Genomic DNA, 18,700 nt, shown 5'->3' with positions numbered 1-18,700 from the left:
TAGATGGGCTGCAAAGGAGATTGAAATGGCTACCAAGGCGATTACCGACGCGAGCTTCGACACCGACGTGCTCAAGGCCGACGGTCCCGTGCTCGTCGACTTCTGGGCGGAATGGTGTGGCCCGTGCAAGATGATCGGGCCGAGCCTTGAAGAGCTTTCGGAAGAGCTCGGCCAGCAGGTGACGATCGCCAAGCTCAACATCGACGAGAATCCCGATGCGCCGGGTCGTTACGGCGTCCGTGGCATCCCGACGATGATCCTGTTCAAGGGCGGCGCACCGGCGGCGACCAAGGTCGGCGCCGAGCCGAAGGGCCGCATCAAGGCGTGGCTCGAAGGCGCGCTGGCGTAAGGCGTGATGGTGAGCCCCTTCCCGTTGCGGGGAGGGACTCACCGCATGTGCTGGCGGCGCTGAGGTTCGAACGGTATCTTCAAGAGGTCCGTCACCCCGGACTCGTTCCGGGGTCCACCGGGCCGCACGAGAGCGATATCGTCTCAACCCCATCCCCTCGCCGCAGAGTGGCCCCCGGAACGAGTCCGGGGTGACGTGGTGGGATTGGCCAACGCCGGGCGTGCATGAACAGCCCTCTGTGATGGCTCTACCACGTCAGGAGTGTCGCACCGACAATTGTCCGTGATGTCCTCCACCCCAACCCCTCCTCTGAAGAGGAGGGGCTTCCCATTTCCGGGAGGGGCTCACCGCATGTGCTGGCGGCGCTGAGGTTCGAACGGTATCCTCAAGAGGTCCGTCACCCCGGACTCGTTCCGGGGTCCACCGGGCCGCACGAGAGCGATATCGTCTCAACCCCATCCCCTCGCCGCAGAGTGGACCCCGGAACAAGTTCGGGGTGACGTGGTGGGATTGGCCGGCCAACGCCGGGCCTGCATGAACAGCCCTCTGTGATAGCTCTGCCACGTCAGGAGTGTCGCACCGACAACGGTCCGTGACATCCTCCACCCTAACCCCTCCTCTGAAGAGGAGGGGCTTCCCCTTTCCGGGAGGGGCTCATCGCATGTGCTGGCGGCGCTGGGGTTCGAACGGTATCCACAAGAGGTCCGTCACCCCGGACTCGTTCCGGGGTCCACCGGGCCGCACGAGAGCGATATCGCCTCAACCCCATCCCCTCGCCGCAGAGTGGACCCCGGAACGAGTCCGGGGTGACGTGGTGGGATTGGCCAACGCCGGGCCTGCATGAACAGCCCTCTGTGATGGCTCTGCCACGTCAGGAGGTCGCACCGACGACCGTCGGTGATGTCCTCCACCCCCAACCCCTCCTCTGAAGAGGAGGGGCTTTCGTTACCCGAACAGCAGCTTCGCCGCCTGCTCCCACAAATCGGGCGAGGCGGCGGCGAGCATCCCGCGGCGCTGATCGCCGACGTGATAATCCCTGCCATCCGGCCACCGCACCACGCCGCCCGCCTCGCGCAGGAACAGCGAGCCCGGCGCATGATCCCAGGGCAGCGTCTTCTGGAACAGCGCGACGTCGTTCGTCCCCAGCGCCAGCCGCGGATATTGCTCCGCCGCGCAGCGCGGCATCGGCGCGACGCTGAACGCCCGCTCCGCACGCGCGTAGAGTGACGCCTTTTCCGCGTCGGTCATGAAATAGGTCGCGAGCACCACCGACGGCCGCTCCCCGTCGCTCGCCCGCGCGGTCACGCGTTCGCCGTTCACATAGGCGCCGCCGCCGAGCACCGCATGACAAAGCCGGTCGTTGACCGGATCGAGGATCCAGCCGGCCTGCGTCTCGCCATCCTCGACCAGCGCGATCATGATGCCGAAGGTGGCGATGCCGCTGGCGTAATTGTTGGTGCCGTCGATCGGGTCGATGATCCACACCCGGCCGCGTTCGATGCCGTCGACCAGCGACGCATCCGCCGCCACCGCTTCCTCGCCGACGACGCGGATGCCGGGATCGAGCGCCGCCAGCCCGGCGGTCAGCGCCGCCTCGCTCTCGCGGTCGGCGACGGTCACCATGTCGTCGGCGGCCTTCTCCTCGATCTCGTCGGCGGCGAGGTTGCGGAAGCGCGGCATGACGATCTCCGCCGCCACCCGTCGCATCAGGGTGACGACGGCGTCGTGGTGCACATGGTGCATGTCAGCTCCTGTAGTCGGCGTTGATCGAGATATAGCCGTGCGTGAGGTCGCAGGTCCAAACCGTCGCCGCGCCATCGCCGAGGCCGAGGTCGACGCCGACCTCGATCTCCTGACCCTTCAGATGCGCGGCGACCGGCGCCTCGTCATAACCCTCGACCGCCAGTCCCTCGCGCGCGACCTGCGTCTCGCCGAAGCGGATCGAGAGTTTGTCACGCTCGGCGGGTTCGCCGGCCTTGCCGACCGCCATGACGACGCGGCCCCAATTGGCGTCCTCGCCGGCGATCGCGGTCTTCACCAGCGGCGAATTGGCGATCGACATGGCGATGCGGTGCGCCGAGGCGTCGCTCTCCGCGCCGGTGACCGCGATCTCGATCAGCTTGGTCGCGCCCTCGCCGTCGCGCACCACCAGCAGCGCGAGCTGCGCGCACAGGTCGGCGAGCGCCGCGGCGAAGGCGTCCGCCCCGTCGCTGTCGGCGGAGTCGAGCGGCGCATTGCCCGCCGCGCCGGTGGCGAAGGCGAGCACCGTGTCGCTGGTCGAGGTGTCGCCGTCGACGGTGATGCACGAAAAGGTATTGCGGTTGGCGGCGTTGAGCGCCGCCTGCAGGAAGCCCGGCGTTACCGCGGCATCGGTGAAGATGAAGCCGAGCATCGTCGCCATGTCGGGCGCGATCATCCCCGAGCCCTTGATGATGCCGACCAGCGTCACCGTGCGGCCGTCGACGATCGCGGTCGTCATCGCCCCCTTGGGATAGGTGTCGGTGGTGCCGATCGTCTCTGCCGCGGCGCGCCAGTCGCAGGGCGTCGCCGTGAAGGCGGCGTCGAGGCCCGCCTCCGCCTTGTCGATCGGCAGCGGCACGCCGATCACCCCGGTCGAGGCGACGAACACGTCCGACGGCTGGCAGCCGAGATGCTGCGCGGTCCGCGCCGCGATCGCCTCGACCGCGGCGCGCCCGCGATGCCCGGTGAAGGCGTTGGAATTGCCCGCATTGACCACCAGCGCACGGGCGGTGCCGAGGGTGAGCGCCTTGCGGCACCATTCCACCTCGGGCGACGGGCATTTGCTCTGCGTGACGACGCCGGCGACGCTGGTCCCTTCGGCAAGCGTGACGAAGGTGAGATCGCAGCGGTCCCACGTCTTGTACTGCGCCCGCGCGACATGCGGCACGACGCCGGCGATCGCGGGCAAGGCGGGGAAGGGGGTGGCGAGCGGGGAGATGGACGAAGACATGCCGCTGCCATAGGCTGCTTCCAAGACGGGGCAAAGACGGATGATCGACGAACCTTCACCGGCACGAATTACCGTCCTTGATCCCGACGCCCGTCCCGGCGGGACGGGCTCGCGCTTTACGGGCGACGGACGCAATCTCAGGGTCGCGGTGCTGGTTGTGCTGGTGGTCGTTCTGGCGGCGAGCGTCGTAGCGGTCGCGTTCGCGGTGAATGCCGGTATCGGCGCGGCGCGGCAGGAGATCGCCGCGCGCCGGGCAGAAGATCAGGCACGTCGCCGGCGGGCGGTCGAAGCGGCAGTGCGTGAGGACCGCGCCCGCGCTGCCCGCCCGCCCGACTCTCCCAATCCGGCGGGCTGGATCACCCCTGACGACTATCCGATGGCCGCGCTGCGCAATAACGAGGAGGGCACCGTCACCATCACCTGGGTCGTCGATGGTGACGGACGCGTCGCTGATTGCAAGACGTTGCGCACGAGCGGCCACGACAGTCTGGACCGCGCCGCCTGCGACGCGATTACGCGCCGCGCGCGCTATCCGGCAGCTCCGTCGGGCAGCCTTCCGCGCGTCTTCACCCGTCGCGTCGCCTGGAAACTTCCCCGTTGATCGCGACGGAAGGGCAGTTTGCCGCGCGACTTACGGTGGACGCGGCGGCAGTGGCCGCTTATGGCTCGACGCGTGAATCTGCTGCTTCTCCTGTCTGCACTGCTGTCCGCCCTGACCGGCGGCACGTCGGCGATGCGCACGCCGGCAGCAGCGCATGCCGTCGCGAGCGCGGCGGCCATGGTGGAAGCGCGCGCGATCCCCGCGCGTGTTGCCAGCCGGCCTCCGCAGGCGTTGCCGTCGCTGGATGTCGTCGCGAGCGGCGTCGTGACTGCCGCGCCAGCGGTGGCCCCCACCGAACCGCTCTACGCGCGCCGCCGGCGCGAATAGCGCCCGTTGCAGCCCGGGCTGCGACCCATATCTTCGTGACAACGACGCTGCGCCGCCCCGCACCCGGGCCGTGCGCGCACCCTTATCCAGGAACCATCCCTATGTTCGGCGGCATCGCTAAATCGCTCTTCGGCTCGTCCAACGACCGCTACGTCAAGTCACTCAACCCGATCGTCCAGAAGATCGCCGGGTTCGAGCCGATGCTCCAGGCGCTCTCCGACGACCAGCTCGCCGCGCAGACCGCCAAGTTCCGCGAGCAGCTCGCCAACGGCGCCAAGCTCGACGACCTGCTGCCCGAGGCGTTCGCCACGGTGCGCGAGGCGGCGGTGCGCGTGCTCGGCATGCGCCATTTCGACGTGCAGATGATCGGCGGCATCGTCCTCCACCGCGGCGAGATCGCCGAGATGCGCACCGGCGAGGGCAAGACGCTCGTCGCGACGCTGGCGACCTATCTCAACGCGCTGCCCGGTGACGGCGTCCACGTCATTACCGTCAACGACTATCTCGCCGCGCGCGACGCCGAATGGATGGGCCAGGTCTATCGCTTCCTCGGCCTGACTGTCGGCACGATCATCCCCAACCTCACCGACGAACAGCGCCGCGCCGCCTACAACAGCGACATCACCTACGGCACCAACAACGAATTCGGCTTCGATTACCTGCGCGACAACATGAAGTACGAGCGCAGTTCGATGGTGCAGCGCGCCTTCAGCATGGCGATCGTCGACGAGGTCGACTCGGTGCTGATCGACGAGGCGCGCACGCCGCTGATCATCTCCGGCCCCACCGACGACAAGTCGGAACTGTACATGAGCGTCGACGCGATCGTGAAGCAGCTCAACGCCGACGATTACGAAAAGGACGAGAAGCAGAAGTCGATCATCCTGACCGAAAGCGGCACCGAGCGGATCGAGCGGATGCTCGAGGCGGCGGGCCTGCTCGAAGGCGCCAACCTCTACGATTTCGAGAACACGCAGGTCGTTCACCACGTCAACCAGTCGCTGCGCGCGAACATGATGTTCAAGGCGGACACCGATTACATCGTCAAGGATGGCAAGGTCATCATCATCGACGAATTCACCGGCCGCATGATGGACGGCCGCCGCTGGTCGGACGGCCTGCACCAGGCGGTCGAGGCGAAGGAGGGCGTGACGATCGAGCCCGAGAACCAGACGATGGCCTCGATCACCTTCCAGAACTATTTCCGCATGTACCCCAAGCTCGCCGGCATGACCGGCACCGCGGCGACCGAGGCGGCGGAATTCTACGACATCTACAAGATGAACGTCGTCACCATCCCGACCAACGTCGGCGTCCGCCGCGTCGACGAGGAGGACGAATTCTACAAGGACACCAACGACAAGTTCCGCGCGATCGCCAAGAAGATCCGCGAACATGCCGCGCTCGGCCAGCCGGTGCTGGTCGGCACCGTCTCGATCGAGAAGTCCGAGCTGCTCAGCGAATTCCTCCAGCAGGAGGGCGTCGCGCACAAGGTGCTCAACGCGCGCTACCACGAGATGGAGGCGCATATCGTCGCCCAGGCCGGCCGCAAGTCGGCGGTGACGATCGCCACCAACATGGCGGGCCGCGGCACCGACATCAAACTCGGCGGCAACCTCGAATTCCGCATGCTCGACGAGCATCCCGACCTGGTCGAGGGCACGCCCGAATATGAGGCGGAGGCGACGCGCATCCGTGCCGAGATCGAGGTCGAGAAGCAGGAGGTGCTCGCCGCCGGCGGGCTGTTCGTGCTCGGCACCGAGCGCCACGAGAGCCGCCGCATCGACAACCAGCTGCGCGGCCGCTCGGGCCGTCAGGGCGATCCCGGCCTGTCGCGCTTCTACCTCAGCCTCGACGACGATCTGCTCCGCATCTTCGGCCCGGACACCTTGTTCGCCAAGATGATGCGCAACAATATCGAGGACGGCGAGGCGATCGGCAGCAAGTGGTTGTCGAAGGCGATCGAGACCGCGCAGAAGAAGGTCGAGGCGCGCAACTACGATATCCGCAAGCAGGTCGTCGAATATGACGACGTGATGAACGACCAGCGCAAGGTGATCTACGAACAGCGCGCCGACATCATGGATGCCGATGCGGTCGGCGACGTCGTGGCCGACATGCGCACCGAGACGGTCAACGTCATCGTCGGCGGTGCCTGCCCGCCGAACAGCTATCCCGAACAATGGGATATCGCGGGCATGAAGGCCAATCTGGCCGAGATCCTGAACCTCGACCTGCCGATCGACGATTGGCTGACCGAAGAGGCGATCGACCCCGAGATCGTCGAGGAGCGGGTGCGCGAGGCGGCCGATGCCGCGATCGCCGCCAAGGCCGCCGAGCTGGAGCCCGAGACGTGGACGCAGGTCGAAAAGTCGATCCTGCTCCAGAACCTCGACCATCACTGGAAGGAGCATCTCGCGACGCTCGACGCCTTGCGTCAGGTCGTTCACCTGCGCGCCTATGCGCAGAAGACGCCGATCAACGAATACAAGCAGGAGGCGTTCTCGCTGTTCCAGCGCATGCTCGATTCAATCCGCGAGGATGTGACCAAGACGATCGCGCACGCGCAGTTCCAAATGCAGGAAGCGCCGCAGCTTCCCGAGCTGCCCGACTTCATCACCACCCATTTCGACCCGTTCACCGGCGAGGACGATTCGAACGATATCGATGCCGGGACGCTGGGCCGGATCACGACGCAGATCCCGCCGTTGCAAATGATGCAGCCCGACGCCGAGGCGATCCTCGGCGACAATCCCGAACATTGGGAGGGTCGCGTCAACCGCAACGCGCCGTGCCCGTGCGGCTCGGGCCGCAAGTACAAGCACTGCCACGGCGCGGTCACCGTCTGAGGTTTCCGCGCCCCCGTCACCCCGGACGTGTTCCGGGGTGACGAACCGGGCCGGATCGACATTCAGGCCAATGCCTCCCCGTAGCGGGCAGCGCGATTGCATATGGCTGGGGTAGTGAGGTTCGATCGCTTTCCTCATCATAGCCGTCACCCCGGACTCGTTCCGGGGTCCACCCAGCCGCAAGAGGATGGTATCAAATCAAGCCCTTCTCCCCGCCGCAGAGTGGACCCCGGAACAAGTCCGGGGTGACGGGGGTGAGGTTTAGGGGGACCGGCTCAAACACACGTTCCGATGTGATAGTCCTGCCCCCCAGAAAGGGAGGAGTTGCCTCCAAAACCCGAATGTCGATCCTTCCTCGGCCGGATCGGTATTCCGGCTAATTCCTCTCCCGCAAGGGCAGGGCTATCGCCTATGGCCCGGTAATGAGGTTCGTGTCGGCGTTCTCCTGGCATCCGTCACCCCGGACTCGTTCCGGGGTCCACCGGGCCACAAGAGAATGGTATCCCCTCAAGCCTTTCCCCTCGCCGCAGAGTGGACCCCGCAAACACGTCCGGAGTGACGGGGTGGGATGAGAAGGCGGCGGACTCAAGCGAACGTCCACACGATAGCCTTGCCGGGGCAGGCGTTATCTCGGAAGCCTGAATGTCGATCCCGCCTAGATGCGGCCACCGATCGACCCTCATCGCCACACCCGATGCGATAACCCGACCGCGGAGGGCGAACCCGATAGCCTCAAACACGAAAAAGGCCGGACCACCGCAGGGTGGCCCGGCCTTTTGCCGTGACGCGAACCGGACGTTACTTCGGCAGCACCACCGTCGGACCGATGCTGTCGACCACCGCGCGGGCGTTGAACGCGCGCAGATTGTCACGCGGGATCGGACCCTTGCGCATCACGATCTCCGCCGTCGCCTCATACCGGTCGATCGTGCGGATATCGAAATCGTTGCCCCACGGGCCGAAGCCGCCGCCGAACCACGGGTCCCAGCTGCGCCAGCCGAAACCGCGGCCGTAATAGCGCCACGACGGGCCCCAATAGCCGCCGAAGCCGCCATAGCCCCAGCCGCCGCCGATCCCCGGCGTGCTATAGGTGCGCGACTGCAGGTCGGTGTCGCGGTTCGCCATGACGAAATAGTCATAGCCGTTCTGCAGCGTCAGCTCTGCGGCGCGGAACAGCAGATAGCGTTCCACCGTGTCGCGCGAGGTGACGCTGTTGCCGGCGAAGCTGACGAGGTAACGATCGGGCTCGATCCGGCGGTCGCTGTAGCCGGTGCGGTTGAAGCCCTGCCCGGTGGCGGGGCGGTAGGTGGTCTCGGTCGCGCAGCCCGCGACCATCAGCGTGGAGGCGGCCAGCGCCGCGACCACGGCCTTACGGCCCAGATGAATCATGACTCCAATACTCCATTCGCTCGCGGATGCGGCGAACCGTGCCGCCTATACATCGTGGGAGTGGAACGAGCGATGAACAACTTGGCTCCCAACGGCAACGCTTCGCCGCGTCACGCGCCGATCAGATGCAGGGCAAGACTGCGATGATGCGGGCTGGTGCGATGTTCGAACAGGTAGATGCCCTGCCACGTGCCGAGCGCCGGCGTGCCGTCGATCACCGGGATCGACAGCTGCACGCCGGTCAAGGCGGTGCGCAGATGCGCGGGCATATCGTCCGGCCCCTCGTCGTCATGCTCATAGTCGCGGCTCTCCGGTGCCAGCCGGCTGAAATAGGCCTCCATGTCGCGGCGGACCGCCGGCGCGGCATTCTCCTGGATCACCAGCGACGCCGAAGTGTGGCGGCAGAAGACGGTGAGCAGCCCGGTCCCGATGCCCTGGGCCGCGACCCAGCGGACGACGTCGCCGGTCACCTCCAGCAGGCCCTGCCGTCGCGTGTCGACGCGCAGGATGGTCGTGGCTTGCCGCATGTTAGCTCCTTTTCCCGGTCCGCGGCATCAACCATCGGCGCGCACTTGCGTTCAGCTACCGGTACGACAGCAAGGACGAGACAGAATGGCCGATCAGGACAATTTCGACGACCGGCCGCAGCGCGACGCGCTGCCGCGGATGATGATGTTCGTCGCGGCGATCGTGGCGATCGCGCTGGCGATCCTCGCCTGGTACGCGCTCGGCAACTGACGGCGCGGCCGCGGCTCGCCGGCGCTCAGGCGAGCTTAGCGATCTCGGACGCGTTCAGCGTGCGGCGGAGGTTCGGCTCGGGCCCTTCCAGCACCAGATAGGCCGACTCGCGCGCCGCCGCATCCAGCCGCAACCAGCGGTCGAGACATTCGCGCACCGACGCCCGCACCGGCTGGTGGATCGAGGCGACGAGCTGGGCGGTGGCAGGGGAGGGCGGCGAATCCACGAGTCAGTCCTGTTCCAGGGTAGCGTTGAGCCCGCCACCCTAGACCTGATTCGCGCCGCGCGCATTAACGCTGACAAGCCCGCCGGGGCGGGGCGGCGTTTATTCCGGTCTGCTCATCTTGCGCCTGTCGGCCAGCGCCATCACGACGGGCACGGCCAGCAACGACAGACCCAGGGCGCCGATCGCCACTTCCAGGAAGATCATCATGCATCGCTCTCCAGCGGGAGCGTGGTCGCTCCTCGTCTAAGCCGATGATGTCGCCACTGGAAATGCTACGCAAGTCCTAAACTTGCGCACGACCGGCGTATCCATGCGCGAATATTGCTCGGGGTGGTGCTCAAGCCATGCTCGGATGAGGCAGGCGCCGCATCGATCTCGATCTCGCCGCGCGATTGTCCTAGGAGCGGGCCGACCTATCCGCCCCCTGTTATGCTTTATCCGAAGGGCCTCGAATGACCGATCGCATCGCCTGCGCCGCGCTCCGCTCCCGCATCACCGACGCCGATACCGCCGCGGCGCTGATCCAGCCCGGCGAGACCGTCGCCGCGAGCGGCTTCACCGGGTCCGGCTATCCGAAGATGGTGCCGCAGGCGCTGGCGCGACGCATGGCGATCGATCATGCGGCGGGGCGGCCGTTCCGGGTCAATCTGTGGACGGGGGCCTCAACCGGCCCGGAACTGGATGGCGCGCTCGCGGCGGTCGACGGCATCGCGCAGCGCCTGCCGTATAGCGGCGATCCCGTCGCGCGCGAGAAGATCAACCGCGGCGAGATCGACTATCTCGACATGCACCTCAGCCAGGTCGCGCCGATGGCGTGGGAAGGCGTGCTGGGCACGCTCGACACCGCGATCCTCGAGGTGACGGGCATTCGCGCCGATGGCGCGTTGATCCCGTCGTCGTCGGTCGGCAACAACAAGACCTGGGCGGACCGGGCGAAGCGCGTGATCCTCGAGGTCAACCGCTGGCAGGACCCGGCGCTGGAGGGGATGCACGATATCTATTACGGCACGCGCCTGCCGCCGGATCGCGTGCCGATCCCGCTGGTGCGGCCCGACGACCGGATCGGTACGCCCTATCTCGCCTGCGATCCCGACAAGATCGTCGCCATCGTCGAGACCGACGCCCCCGACCGCAACCAGCCGTTCGCCGCGCCAGACGATACGGCGCGGGCGATCGCCGGGCATATCATCGAGTTCCTGACGCACGAGGTCTCGCGCGGCCGCCTCCCGGCGTCGCTGCTGCCGATCCAGTCGGGCGTCGGCAATATCGCCAATGCGGTGCTGTCGGGGCTGGTCGATGCGCCGTTCGACCCGATGACCGCTTATACCGAGGTGATCCAGGACGGCATGCTCGACCTGCTCGATGCCGGCAAGCTGCGCATGGCCTCGGCGACCGCCTTCTCGCTCAGCCCGGCCGCGGCGGCGCGGTTGAACGCCGACATGATGCGCTATCGCGACCGCATGATCCTGCGCCCGCAGGAGATCAGCAACCATCCCGAACTGGTCCGCCGGCTCGGCTGTATCGCGATGAACGGGCTGATCGAGGCGGATATCTACGGCAACGTCAATTCGACGCTGGTCATGGGCTCGCGCATCCAAAACGGCATCGGCGGCTCAGGCGATTTTGCACGCAACGCCTACGTCTCCATCTTCATGACCCCCTCGACCGCGAAGGGCGGCAAGATTTCCGCCATCGTGCCGCAGGCGGCGCATGTCGATCATATCATGCAGGACGTGCAGGTGATCGTCACCGAACAGGGGCTGGCCGATCTGCGCGGCCTGTCGCCGCGGCAGCGCGCCGCGCTTGTGGTCGAACGCTGCGCGCATCCCGATTACCGCCCGCTGCTCGCGGATTATGCGGCGCGGGCACGGGGCGGCTCCTATGGTCTGCATGCGCCGTCGCTGCCGGGCGAGGCGCTGTCCTGGCACTAGCGGTTCATCGAAACGGGCACGATGATGCCGGCTTGATAGGATGCAGCCCAGTGCTCAGGAGCGGTGGGCTGCATTCCTTAGCTACAGGCCGGAAATCTATCCCTGGCCGCCTGCGTCACTACCAAACCGGAACCGAAGCCCTAGACCGAAATATCGGCCCTCGTCGCGAACGTCCTGAGCATATTCGTAACCGTAAGTGTCCGTGCTGAAGTTGTTGAACGGCTTCGCCAGCAGGTTGGTCGCATCAACGCTCAGCGTCAGCTGCTTGAGAACATCGTAGCTGAACGAAAAGTCGAGCCGGCTGATCGCCTTGGTGCGTGCTGTCGTCTGCCGGCCAAGGATGTCGGTTCCGTAGGATCGGACGTAAGCGGACCGGCGGTTGTACGAGAGGCGCGTGGTGATGCCGTCCTTCTCGTAGAAGATGGACGCATTGTAGGTCCATTTGGACAGGCCGGTGATGGGCACGAACGGCCCGTAGGTGAACTTGCCGGTGCCGATTTCGAACGTGGGCACGCGATTGCGCCCGTCGAGATAGGTGACGTTCCCCTGAACCCCAAAACCCTTCAACGCGCCTGGCATAAAGTCAAAGAAGGTTTGGAAATTGGCTTCGGCACCCTTGATTTTGCCGTCGCCGGAGTTTTCCGGACGGCTGAGTTCTAGAAAGCCGTATACCGGGTCGTTGATGTAGCGGGTATAATTATTGATGAAGCCGTTCAGGCTGCGATAGGATACCGCGGCGCTGACGAATCCGGTTTTTGAAAAATAATATTCAAGGCTCGCGTCATAATTATGTGACGTGAGCGGGCGCAGGTCCGGATTGCCGCCCGAACCGCTTGCGGTGACCCGGGAGATGGGATCGTTGGGATCCAGCGGCCGGCTTGGGTCGCGGATAACTTGCTGAATATAAACAGCCGGATTGAGCTGGCCGAAGTCCGGCTTTGTCCTGGTGAAGGTATAACCCAGGCGTAATTGCACCTTATTGGTGAACTTGATCCGCATGCTGACATTGGGCAGCAGGTCGATGTAATCCTGACGCAGTACCTGCGGTGTCTTAGTGGTAACGCCGTCGTTGATGATACGTGATGTACCCGAATATGTCCCGTGCGTGATGACGGCCCGAAAGCCAGCCACGCCGTCGATGCCGATCGATCCGACATCCACGCCGTATTTGCCCTGCACATAGGCCGCGTAGGTCTGCTCCTTGCCGCTATAGGCGCTGACCGGGTCGAATGCGACCGTTTCGGGGGCAAACGCAACCTGAGTGTCCTTGAGACTGTTGTTGGTCGGATCAAGCGCGATCAACCGGACCAGCGTCTCGCGCGACAACTGGCGTAGGGCGGCCTGGTTGCCGTCGACACCGGCGAAACTAGGAACCAGATACTGGGTGAACCCCTGCGAATTGCCGCGAAACGGATCCGCGCTAAGGCTGAGGCTGCCAATCGGTAGGCTGGCGAAGGGGATATTCAGCTTCTCGCTGTTAACGTACCGACTCCCTTGAATGTAGTTGGCATCCCGGCTCGTCACGCGATAACCGAACTGCAGCTTGTGGAAGAGCGGCCATGGATCGGTATCGAGCACAAGATCGCCGCGCCATTGCACCCCGCTACCGCTTGTCTTGTAATCGGACTCGTAATAGCCGCGCCAGATATAGTTGTTCGGGTTCGCGATATCGTAACCGGGCAGGCTGAACGCCGCGCCGCCATCCTCCATGAAGTTGACCTTGACCGTCGGGGCGCTGGTCAGGGCGGAATCGAGGCTGTGCGCACGCGTACGATACTGGCTATGACTGTATGCGACATCGGTCGACAGCGTAGCGATCCCGGTGGTCCATTTGCCGCCAAGCGCGATCTGATAGGTGTCGGTGGAAGCGCGAGAGGTCGACCGATAGGCCTGGGGACGCCAGCCGCCGCTCTTGGTCATGCTGCGCACCTGACCAGTGCCATCGACGAGCACGACATCAGACAAGGTCGCGCTTTCGCCGCTCGCGCTCTGCCCGCGCAGGTCGATGTCGAAATTGTCGGTGATGCTCTGTTCGCGATAGCCCTGATAGATGCCGTCGAGAAAAACTTCGACGTCGCTCGACGGCCGCCACTGCAACGAGAGATTGCCCGACGGCCGGTAGCGTTTGCCGCTCGGATTGTAGAGGCCGACGCTATAGGGATAGCGCAGCTTGGTATTGCCCGGGGCGGGCGTGATTACCGATGCTGGATCGGCATCGGTAATCGATGTGCTATTGTACCGAATTGCGTTGTAATACTGGCTCTGGGCATAGGTAGCGTTGACCAGCAGGCCGATTTCACCGATCCCGGTATCCCAGCGATTGGACACGAGGATATTGCCGCTCGGGTCGTATTTCCCGGCTCTGGTCGTTGTACGAGCCGCGCAGCCCCCCGGCGACCTCCAATCCCGTAAAATCGAATGGACGCCGCGTACGAACGTTCACCAGTCCAGCCAGCCCCGGCTCGATCAGATCGGCGGTTCCCGATTTGTAGATTTCGATCCCTGCGAGCGCCTGTGAGGGGAAGTCCTGCAATTGGGCACGACGCTGCTCAGCCGTGAAGAATTCCCGACCGTTATAGGACGTCGCAACATCCGGCAGACCACGGATCAGGATACTGCTAACCTCGTCATTTGAACGATTGACCTGGACGCCGGCAATCCGGGCGAGCGTTTCAGCGGCTGTATCATCCGGCAATTTGCCAATATCCTGCGCCACGACAGCATCGACAATTGCGTCCGAGTCACGCTTGATGGCGGCCGCGTCGGAGAGGCTGCGTCGTACCCCCGTGACAATGATATCTTCGTCAAGGCTCGGCGTACGGACTTGCCCATTAGCGTCTTCATCTGTCGGAGCGGACGTGGACTGTCCTAACGCTGGAACCGACATCAGCGCGGCCGGAGCGGCCGAGAGAAGCAGGACGAGCCGGCTGAGATCCGACGTCCTCCTTGCCTTGCAACTCGCCTTAGATCCACGGTTACGTGAAGGCGTGCACCAAATCCCCATATTCCGTCCCCTTCTGTTCTCGCGTCTCTAATCGGACACAATCTTGTTATCGTATGTCGTATACGATGCAAATGTTAATTGTAAGAGTGATGGGAGGATGTGAAATTGCCATGCCGCTTGCACCGCGTGCATCGCTCGCGTCTGTTCGGATGTCGCGAGTGACGCAGGTTTGCCCACGCGGTTTCGACTTGGCATGGCCCCGAGACCGGAACGCAGGCCGATCTGCCACGGGTGCTGCGGCATACGAAGGACCGGAACCCGCAGGCTAGTCTCGAAGGCCCCCGCGCTCTGCTGCCGGCACGGCAACAACGCCGCCATCGCGCGGGAACACCCAGCAATAGTTCGTCACCCGACGAAACCAGCCGCATCGCCGCTCGTTGGCCCCATCGAAGGAGAACCGTCATAGCGGCTCCGTGAAGGGACCCGATGATCTGCTCGCCGCTGACCGCATGTTGAAACCGATCGCCATCGCCGTGCCCGCGCTCAGCCTGGGCGGCTGCGCGCCGGCGCTGCTCGACCCTGCGGGGCCGGTCGCCGCGGGCGAGAAGACGCTGCTCATCAACTCGCTCGCGGTGATGCTCGGCATCGTCATCCCCGTGATCGTGGCGACGATCGTCTTCGCCTGGTGGTTCCGCGCCGGCAACGGCCGCGCCAAGCACCGGCCGGAGTTCGCTTACTCCGGCAAGCTCGAGCTGCTCGTCTGGTCGGTGCCGTTGCTCGTCATCATCTTCCTCGGCGGCATGGGCTGGATCGCCAGCCATGATCTCGATCCGCGCCGCCCGCTCGTCTCGCGGCAGAAGCCGGTCACGATCCAGGTCGTCGCGCTCGATTGGAAATGGCTGTTCGTCTATCCCGATCAGGGGATCGCCACGGTCAATCGCGTCGTCGTGCCCGCCGGTACCCCGATCGATTTCCGCATCACCTCCGCCACGGTCATGAACAGCTTCTTCGTGCCGCGGCTCGGCAGCCAGATCTATGCGATGGCGGGCATGGAGGCGAAGCTCAACCTGATGGCCGACAAGCCGGGACGCTTCCGGGGCCTGTCCGCGCATTACAGCGGCGAGGGCTTTTCGGACATGGACTTCACCGTCGATGCGGTGCCGCCGCAGCAGTTCGCCGCCTGGGCGGCGCGTACCAGGGGGCAAGGGCCGGCGCTCACCGCCGACAGCTATCACGCGCTGGCCCGCCAGCGCGGCAACCTGAAGCCGTTCGCCTACGGCAGCGTACCGCCCGGCTTCTTCGCCGCCGCCGTGCGCGAGGCGGGGGCACCGGTACATGAAACCGACAATGGCGGGCGGGAGAGTTGAGCGTGTTCGGTAAGCTCAATTGGCATTCGATCCCCTGGGACCAGCCGATCCCGCTGATCGCCGCCGCCGTGGTGGGGAGCGGCATCCTCGCCGTCCTCATCTGGACCTGGCGTGCCGGCCACATCCCGTACCTCTGGAACGAGTGGATCACCTCGGTCGATCACAAGCGGATCGGCTTCATGTACTGCATCTTCGCGCTGCTGATGCTGATGCGCGGCTTCGTCGATGCCGCGATGATGCGCAGCCAGCAGGCGATCGCTTATGGCAATCCCGGCTATCTGCCGCCCGAGCATTACGACCAGATCTTCTCGGCGCATGGCACGATCATGATCTTCTTCGTGGCGATGCCGTTCGTTATCGGCCTGATGAACTTCGTCGTGCCGTTGCAGCTTGGCGTGCGCGATGTCGCCTTCCCGACGCTCAACAACGTCAGCTTCTGGCTGACCGCAAGCGGCGCGCTGCTGATCAACCTCAGCCTCGTCATCGGCGAATTCGCAAAGACCGGCTGGCTCGCCTATCCGCCGCTGTCGGAACTGCGCTTCTCGCCCGGTGTCGGCGTCGATTATTACCTGTGGGCGCTGCAGATCTCGGGCGTCGGCACGTTGCTGTCGGGCGTCAACCTCGTCACCACGATCCTCAAGATGCGGGCGCCGGGCATGGGCTACACCCGGATGCCGATGTTCTGCTGGACCAGCCTTGCCTCCAACCTGCTGATCGTCGCCGCCTTCCCGATCCTCACCGCGACCTTCGCGATGCTGCTGCTCGACCGCTACCTCGGCTTCCACTTCTTCACCAACGACGCCGGTGGCAACCAGATGATGTTCGTCAACCTCATCTGGGCCTGGGGCCATCCCGAGGTGTATATCCTGATCCTGCCGGCGTTCGGCATCTTCAGCGAGGTGGTGTCGACCTTCTCGAGCAAGCCGCTGTTCGGCTATCGTTCCATGGTTGTCGCGACGATGGTGATCTGCATCCTGTCGTTCATCGTCTGGCTGCACCATTTCTTCACGATGGGGGCGGGGGCGGACGTCAACGGCTTCTTCGGCGTGACGACGATGATCATCGCGGTGCCGACCGGCGTGAAGGTCTTCAACTGGCTGTTCACGATGTACGGAGGCCGCATCCGCTTCCACGTGCCGATGATGTGGGCGGTGGCATTCATGATCACCTTCGTGATCGGCGGCATGACCGGCGTGCTGCTCGCCGTGCCGCCGGCCGATTTCGTGCTGCACAACTCGCTGTTCCTCGTAGCGCATTTCCACAACGTCATCATCGGCGGCGTGCTGTTCGGCGCCTTCGCCGGCTACAATTACTGGTTTCCCAAGGCGTTCGGCTTCAAGCTCGACGAACGTTGGGGCAAGCGCGCCTTCTGGTTGTGGGTGATCGGCTTCTACGTCGCCTTCATGCCGCTCTACGTGCTCGGGCTGATGGGGATGACGCGGCGGATGCAGCATTACGACGTGCCCGGCTGGCAGCCGTGGCTGATCGCGGCCGGCTTCGGCGCGCTGATGATCGCCGGCGGCATCGCATGCCAGGTGATCCAGCTCTACGTCTCGATCCGCAACCGCAAGGCGCTGGCCGATACCAGCGGCGACCCCTGGGACGGCCGCAGCCTCGAATGGATCACCACCTCGCCGCCGCCGCCGTTCAACTTCGCGGTGCTGCCCAACGTGAAGGGCGAAGAGGCCTATTGGGGCATCAAGGAGACCGCACGTGAGAACCGCGAGCTGTCCGAACGACCCAAATATGAAGCGTTCCACATGCCGCGCAATTCGCCGACCGGCTTCGTCACCGCCTTCTTCACGACGGCACTCGGCTTCGCGGCGGTATGGCATATCTGGTGGCTTTTCGGGCTGGGCTTCCTCGGCGCCTGGGCGACGTTCGTGATCTTCGCGTGGCGCGACGAGAATGAGATCGAGATCAGCGCCGAGGAGGCGGAACGGCTCGATGCCGAGCGCCGTACCGCCAAGGCCGAACTGCTCGACATCCCTGCGGATCAGCCGGCATGAGCGGCGATCCGCACAAACTCGGCCGCGGCGAAACGGCGCCAAGCGAACGTGGCCCCGCGCCCAAGCGGATCGTGGTGGCCTACGGCTTCTGGATCTTCCTGCTTACCGACTTCATCATGTTCGCCGGCTTCTTCGCCGCTTATGCGGTGCTGGCCAAGGCGACCGCCGGTGGTCCGGCGGCGCGTGACATCGTCGAACTGCCGCTCGTCGGCGCGGAGACGGCGCTGCTGCTCGCCTCCAGCTTCGCCTGCGGCATGGCGGGGATCGCGGTCGCGGCGAAGAACCGCTTCTGGTTCCAGATCGCGATGGCCGCGACGGCGCTGCTCGGCGCGGGCTTCCTGGGGCTCGAAGCCTATGAGTTCCTGCACCTCATCAACGAGGGCAACGGACCGCAACGCAGCGCCTTCCTGTCGGCCTTCTTCGCGCTGGTCGGCTGCCACGGCCTGCACGTTACGCTCGGGCTGATCTGGCTGACGACGATGATGGCGCAGGTGCAGGCCAAGGGCTTCCGCGACGAGATCGTCCGCCGCATCGCCTGCTTCAGCCTGTTCTGGCATGCGCTGGACATCATCTGGGTGGCGCTGTTCACCACCGTCTATCTGCTGGGAGTGGCACGATGAGCGACCAGACCGAATTGGACGACGATCGCGCGCCGGGCGAGGGCAGCAGCGACGCCGGCGACATCCACGCCAAGGTGATGACCTATGTCGCGGGCTTCGTACTGGCCGCGGTGCTCAGCATCGCGTCCTTCGCGGTGGTGCATAGCGGGGTGATCTACGGCCCGGGCATCCCGGTCGCGCTCGTCGCGCTGGCGATCGCGCAGATGGGCGTCCACCTCGTCTTCTTCCTCCACGTGACCAGCGGGCCGGACAATACCAACAACGTCCTCGCGCTGGCGTTCGGCGTGCTGATCGTCGGGCTGGTGCTGATCGGCTCGATCTGGATCATGGCGCACCTCGACCACAATCTGATGCCCGCAAGCATGCCGCCGATGTAGCG

17 protein-coding genes are annotated in these 18,700 nt (G+C 65.1%); 10 read left to right on the top strand and 7 right to left on the bottom strand.

What is annotated here, in order from left to right; all coding sequences use genetic code 11:
* Window positions 1-25: 25 nt before the first annotated feature.
* Window positions 26-349 (top strand): thioredoxin TrxA, encoded by a 324-nt coding sequence (gene trxA / locus HD841_RS07795; protein WP_179508330.1) that lies wholly within the window; start codon window positions 26-28, stop codon window positions 347-349.
* Between the two features lie 945 nt (window positions 350-1,294).
* Here trxA and HD841_RS07790 read toward each other — a convergent pair.
* Both HD841_RS07790 and argJ read right to left on the bottom strand, forming a co-directional pair.
* A complete protein-coding gene (locus HD841_RS07790) occupies window positions 1,295-2,092 on the bottom strand; it encodes an inositol monophosphatase family protein (RefSeq protein WP_179508329.1) in 798 nt (265 codons plus the stop codon).
* Between the two features lies 1 nt (window position 2,093).
* The gene (gene argJ / locus HD841_RS07785; RefSeq protein ID WP_179508328.1) at window positions 2,094-3,320 is read right to left on the bottom strand and encodes a bifunctional glutamate N-acetyltransferase/amino-acid acetyltransferase ArgJ; all 1,227 of its coding nucleotides are present in this window, start codon (window positions 3,318-3,320) and stop codon (window positions 2,094-2,096) included.
* 40 nt (window positions 3,321-3,360) lie between these two features.
* Between argJ and HD841_RS07780 the strand changes: the two genes are divergently transcribed.
* The 3 genes from HD841_RS07780 (at window position 3,361) to secA (ending at window position 7,097) form a co-directional block, all read left to right on the top strand.
* A complete protein-coding gene (locus HD841_RS07780) occupies window positions 3,361-3,921 on the top strand; it encodes an energy transducer TonB (RefSeq protein ID WP_179508327.1) in 561 nt (186 codons plus the stop codon).
* Window positions 3,922-3,993: 72 nt separating this feature from the next.
* Window positions 3,994-4,248 (top strand): hypothetical protein, encoded by a 255-nt coding sequence (locus tag HD841_RS07775; protein ID WP_179508326.1) that lies wholly within the window; start codon window positions 3,994-3,996, stop codon window positions 4,246-4,248.
* A gap of 101 nt (window positions 4,249-4,349) precedes the next feature.
* Window positions 4,350-7,097, top strand: a complete 2,748-nt coding sequence (gene secA, locus HD841_RS07770; protein ID WP_179508325.1) for a preprotein translocase subunit SecA — start codon at window positions 4,350-4,352, stop codon at window positions 7,095-7,097.
* Window positions 7,098-7,895: 798 nt separating this feature from the next.
* Here secA and HD841_RS07765 read toward each other — a convergent pair.
* Window positions 7,896-8,486: a CC0125/CC1285 family lipoprotein gene (locus HD841_RS07765; RefSeq protein WP_179508324.1), complete on the bottom strand. Its 591-nt coding sequence runs from the start codon at window positions 8,484-8,486 to the stop codon at window positions 7,896-7,898.
* Window positions 8,487-8,596: 110 nt separating this feature from the next.
* Window positions 8,597-9,013: a secondary thiamine-phosphate synthase enzyme YjbQ gene (locus tag HD841_RS07760; protein WP_179508323.1), complete on the bottom strand. Its 417-nt coding sequence runs from the start codon at window positions 9,011-9,013 to the stop codon at window positions 8,597-8,599.
* Window positions 9,014-9,098: 85 nt separating this feature from the next.
* Between HD841_RS07760 and HD841_RS20720 the strand changes: the two genes are divergently transcribed.
* Entirely contained in the window at window positions 9,099-9,224 is a 126-nt protein-coding gene (locus HD841_RS20720) for a hypothetical protein (RefSeq protein WP_257015348.1), read from the top strand.
* Between the two features lie 25 nt (window positions 9,225-9,249).
* On the opposite strand, the gene HD841_RS07755 is transcribed toward HD841_RS20720, so the two are convergent.
* The gene (locus HD841_RS07755; protein WP_179508322.1) at window positions 9,250-9,450 is read right to left on the bottom strand and encodes a hypothetical protein; all 201 of its coding nucleotides are present in this window, start codon (window positions 9,448-9,450) and stop codon (window positions 9,250-9,252) included.
* Window positions 9,451-9,902: 452 nt separating this feature from the next.
* On the opposite strand from HD841_RS07755, the gene HD841_RS07750 reads away from it, so the two are divergent.
* Window positions 9,903-11,381: an acetyl-CoA hydrolase/transferase family protein gene (locus tag HD841_RS07750; protein WP_179508321.1), complete on the top strand. Its 1,479-nt coding sequence runs from the start codon at window positions 9,903-9,905 to the stop codon at window positions 11,379-11,381.
* A 96-nt stretch (window positions 11,382-11,477) separates the two neighbouring features.
* Here the strand turns inward: HD841_RS07750 and HD841_RS07745 are convergent, their stop codons facing one another.
* Window positions 11,478-13,709 (bottom strand): TonB-dependent receptor, encoded by a 2,232-nt coding sequence (locus tag HD841_RS07745; protein WP_373562962.1) that lies wholly within the window; start codon window positions 13,707-13,709, stop codon window positions 11,478-11,480.
* Complete coding sequence (locus HD841_RS20715) at window positions 13,678-14,268, bottom strand: TonB-dependent receptor plug domain-containing protein (RefSeq protein WP_257015347.1); 591 nt, start codon at window positions 14,266-14,268, stop codon at window positions 13,678-13,680. The genes HD841_RS07745 and HD841_RS20715 overlap by 32 nt, the downstream gene beginning before the upstream one ends.
* 530 nt (window positions 14,269-14,798) lie before the next feature.
* Between HD841_RS20715 and cyoA the strand changes: the two genes are divergently transcribed.
* The 4 genes from cyoA to cyoD are packed head-to-tail and all read left to right on the top strand — an operon-like array spanning window position 14,799 to window position 18,698.
* Window positions 14,799-15,692 (top strand): ubiquinol oxidase subunit II, encoded by an 894-nt coding sequence (gene cyoA / locus HD841_RS07740; RefSeq protein WP_373562961.1) that lies wholly within the window; start codon window positions 14,799-14,801, stop codon window positions 15,690-15,692.
* The gene (gene cyoB, locus HD841_RS07735; protein ID WP_218845459.1) at window positions 15,689-17,701 is read left to right on the top strand and encodes a cytochrome o ubiquinol oxidase subunit I; all 2,013 of its coding nucleotides are present in this window, start codon (window positions 15,689-15,691) and stop codon (window positions 17,699-17,701) included. The genes cyoA and cyoB overlap by 4 nt, the downstream gene beginning before the upstream one ends.
* The gene (gene cyoC, locus HD841_RS07730) at window positions 17,698-18,321 is read left to right on the top strand and encodes a cytochrome o ubiquinol oxidase subunit III (protein ID WP_179508319.1); all 624 of its coding nucleotides are present in this window, start codon (window positions 17,698-17,700) and stop codon (window positions 18,319-18,321) included. The genes cyoB and cyoC overlap by 4 nt, the downstream gene beginning before the upstream one ends.
* Window positions 18,318-18,698 carry a cytochrome o ubiquinol oxidase subunit IV gene (cyoD, locus tag HD841_RS07725; RefSeq protein WP_179508318.1) on the top strand — a complete coding sequence of 127 codons (381 nt, stop codon included), beginning with the start codon at window positions 18,318-18,320 and terminating at the stop codon, window positions 18,696-18,698. The genes cyoC and cyoD overlap by 4 nt, the downstream gene beginning before the upstream one ends.
* Window positions 18,699-18,700: the final 2 nt, after the last annotated feature.

The organism is Sphingomonas melonis (assembly GCF_013409985.1).
Lineage (GTDB): Bacteria > Pseudomonadota > Alphaproteobacteria > Sphingomonadales > Sphingomonadaceae > Sphingomonas > Sphingomonas melonis_A.
Note: the sequence above shows the minus strand (reverse complement) of the source record. Positions and strands in the feature narration are given on the sequence as shown.

Excerpts from the sequence above, each read along its gene's own strand:
- HD841_RS20715 (WP_257015347.1), bottom strand. The coding sequence starts at position 14,268 with ATGTCGGTTCCAGCGTTAGGACAGTCCACGTCCGCTCCGACAGATGAA.
- HD841_RS07760 (WP_179508323.1), bottom strand. The coding sequence starts at position 9,013 with ATGCGGCAAGCCACGACCATCCTGCGCGTCGACACGCGACGGCAGGGC.
- cyoC (WP_179508319.1), top strand. The coding sequence starts at position 17,698 with ATGAGCGGCGATCCGCACAAACTCGGCCGCGGCGAAACGGCGCCAAGC.
- cyoD (WP_179508318.1), top strand. The coding sequence starts at position 18,318 with ATGAGCGACCAGACCGAATTGGACGACGATCGCGCGCCGGGCGAGGGC.
- trxA (WP_179508330.1), top strand. The coding sequence starts at position 26 with ATGGCTACCAAGGCGATTACCGACGCGAGCTTCGACACCGACGTGCTC.
- HD841_RS07765 (WP_179508324.1), bottom strand. The coding sequence starts at position 8,486 with ATGATTCATCTGGGCCGTAAGGCCGTGGTCGCGGCGCTGGCCGCCTCC.
- secA (WP_179508325.1), top strand. The coding sequence starts at position 4,350 with ATGTTCGGCGGCATCGCTAAATCGCTCTTCGGCTCGTCCAACGACCGC.
- HD841_RS07790 (WP_179508329.1), bottom strand. The coding sequence starts at position 2,092 with ATGCACCATGTGCACCACGACGCCGTCGTCACCCTGATGCGACGGGTG.
- HD841_RS07780 (WP_179508327.1), top strand. The coding sequence starts at position 3,361 with ATGATCGACGAACCTTCACCGGCACGAATTACCGTCCTTGATCCCGAC.
- HD841_RS20720 (WP_257015348.1), top strand. The coding sequence starts at position 9,099 with ATGGCCGATCAGGACAATTTCGACGACCGGCCGCAGCGCGACGCGCTG.
- HD841_RS07750 (WP_179508321.1), top strand. The coding sequence starts at position 9,903 with ATGACCGATCGCATCGCCTGCGCCGCGCTCCGCTCCCGCATCACCGAC.
- argJ (WP_179508328.1), bottom strand. The coding sequence starts at position 3,320 with ATGTCTTCGTCCATCTCCCCGCTCGCCACCCCCTTCCCCGCCTTGCCC.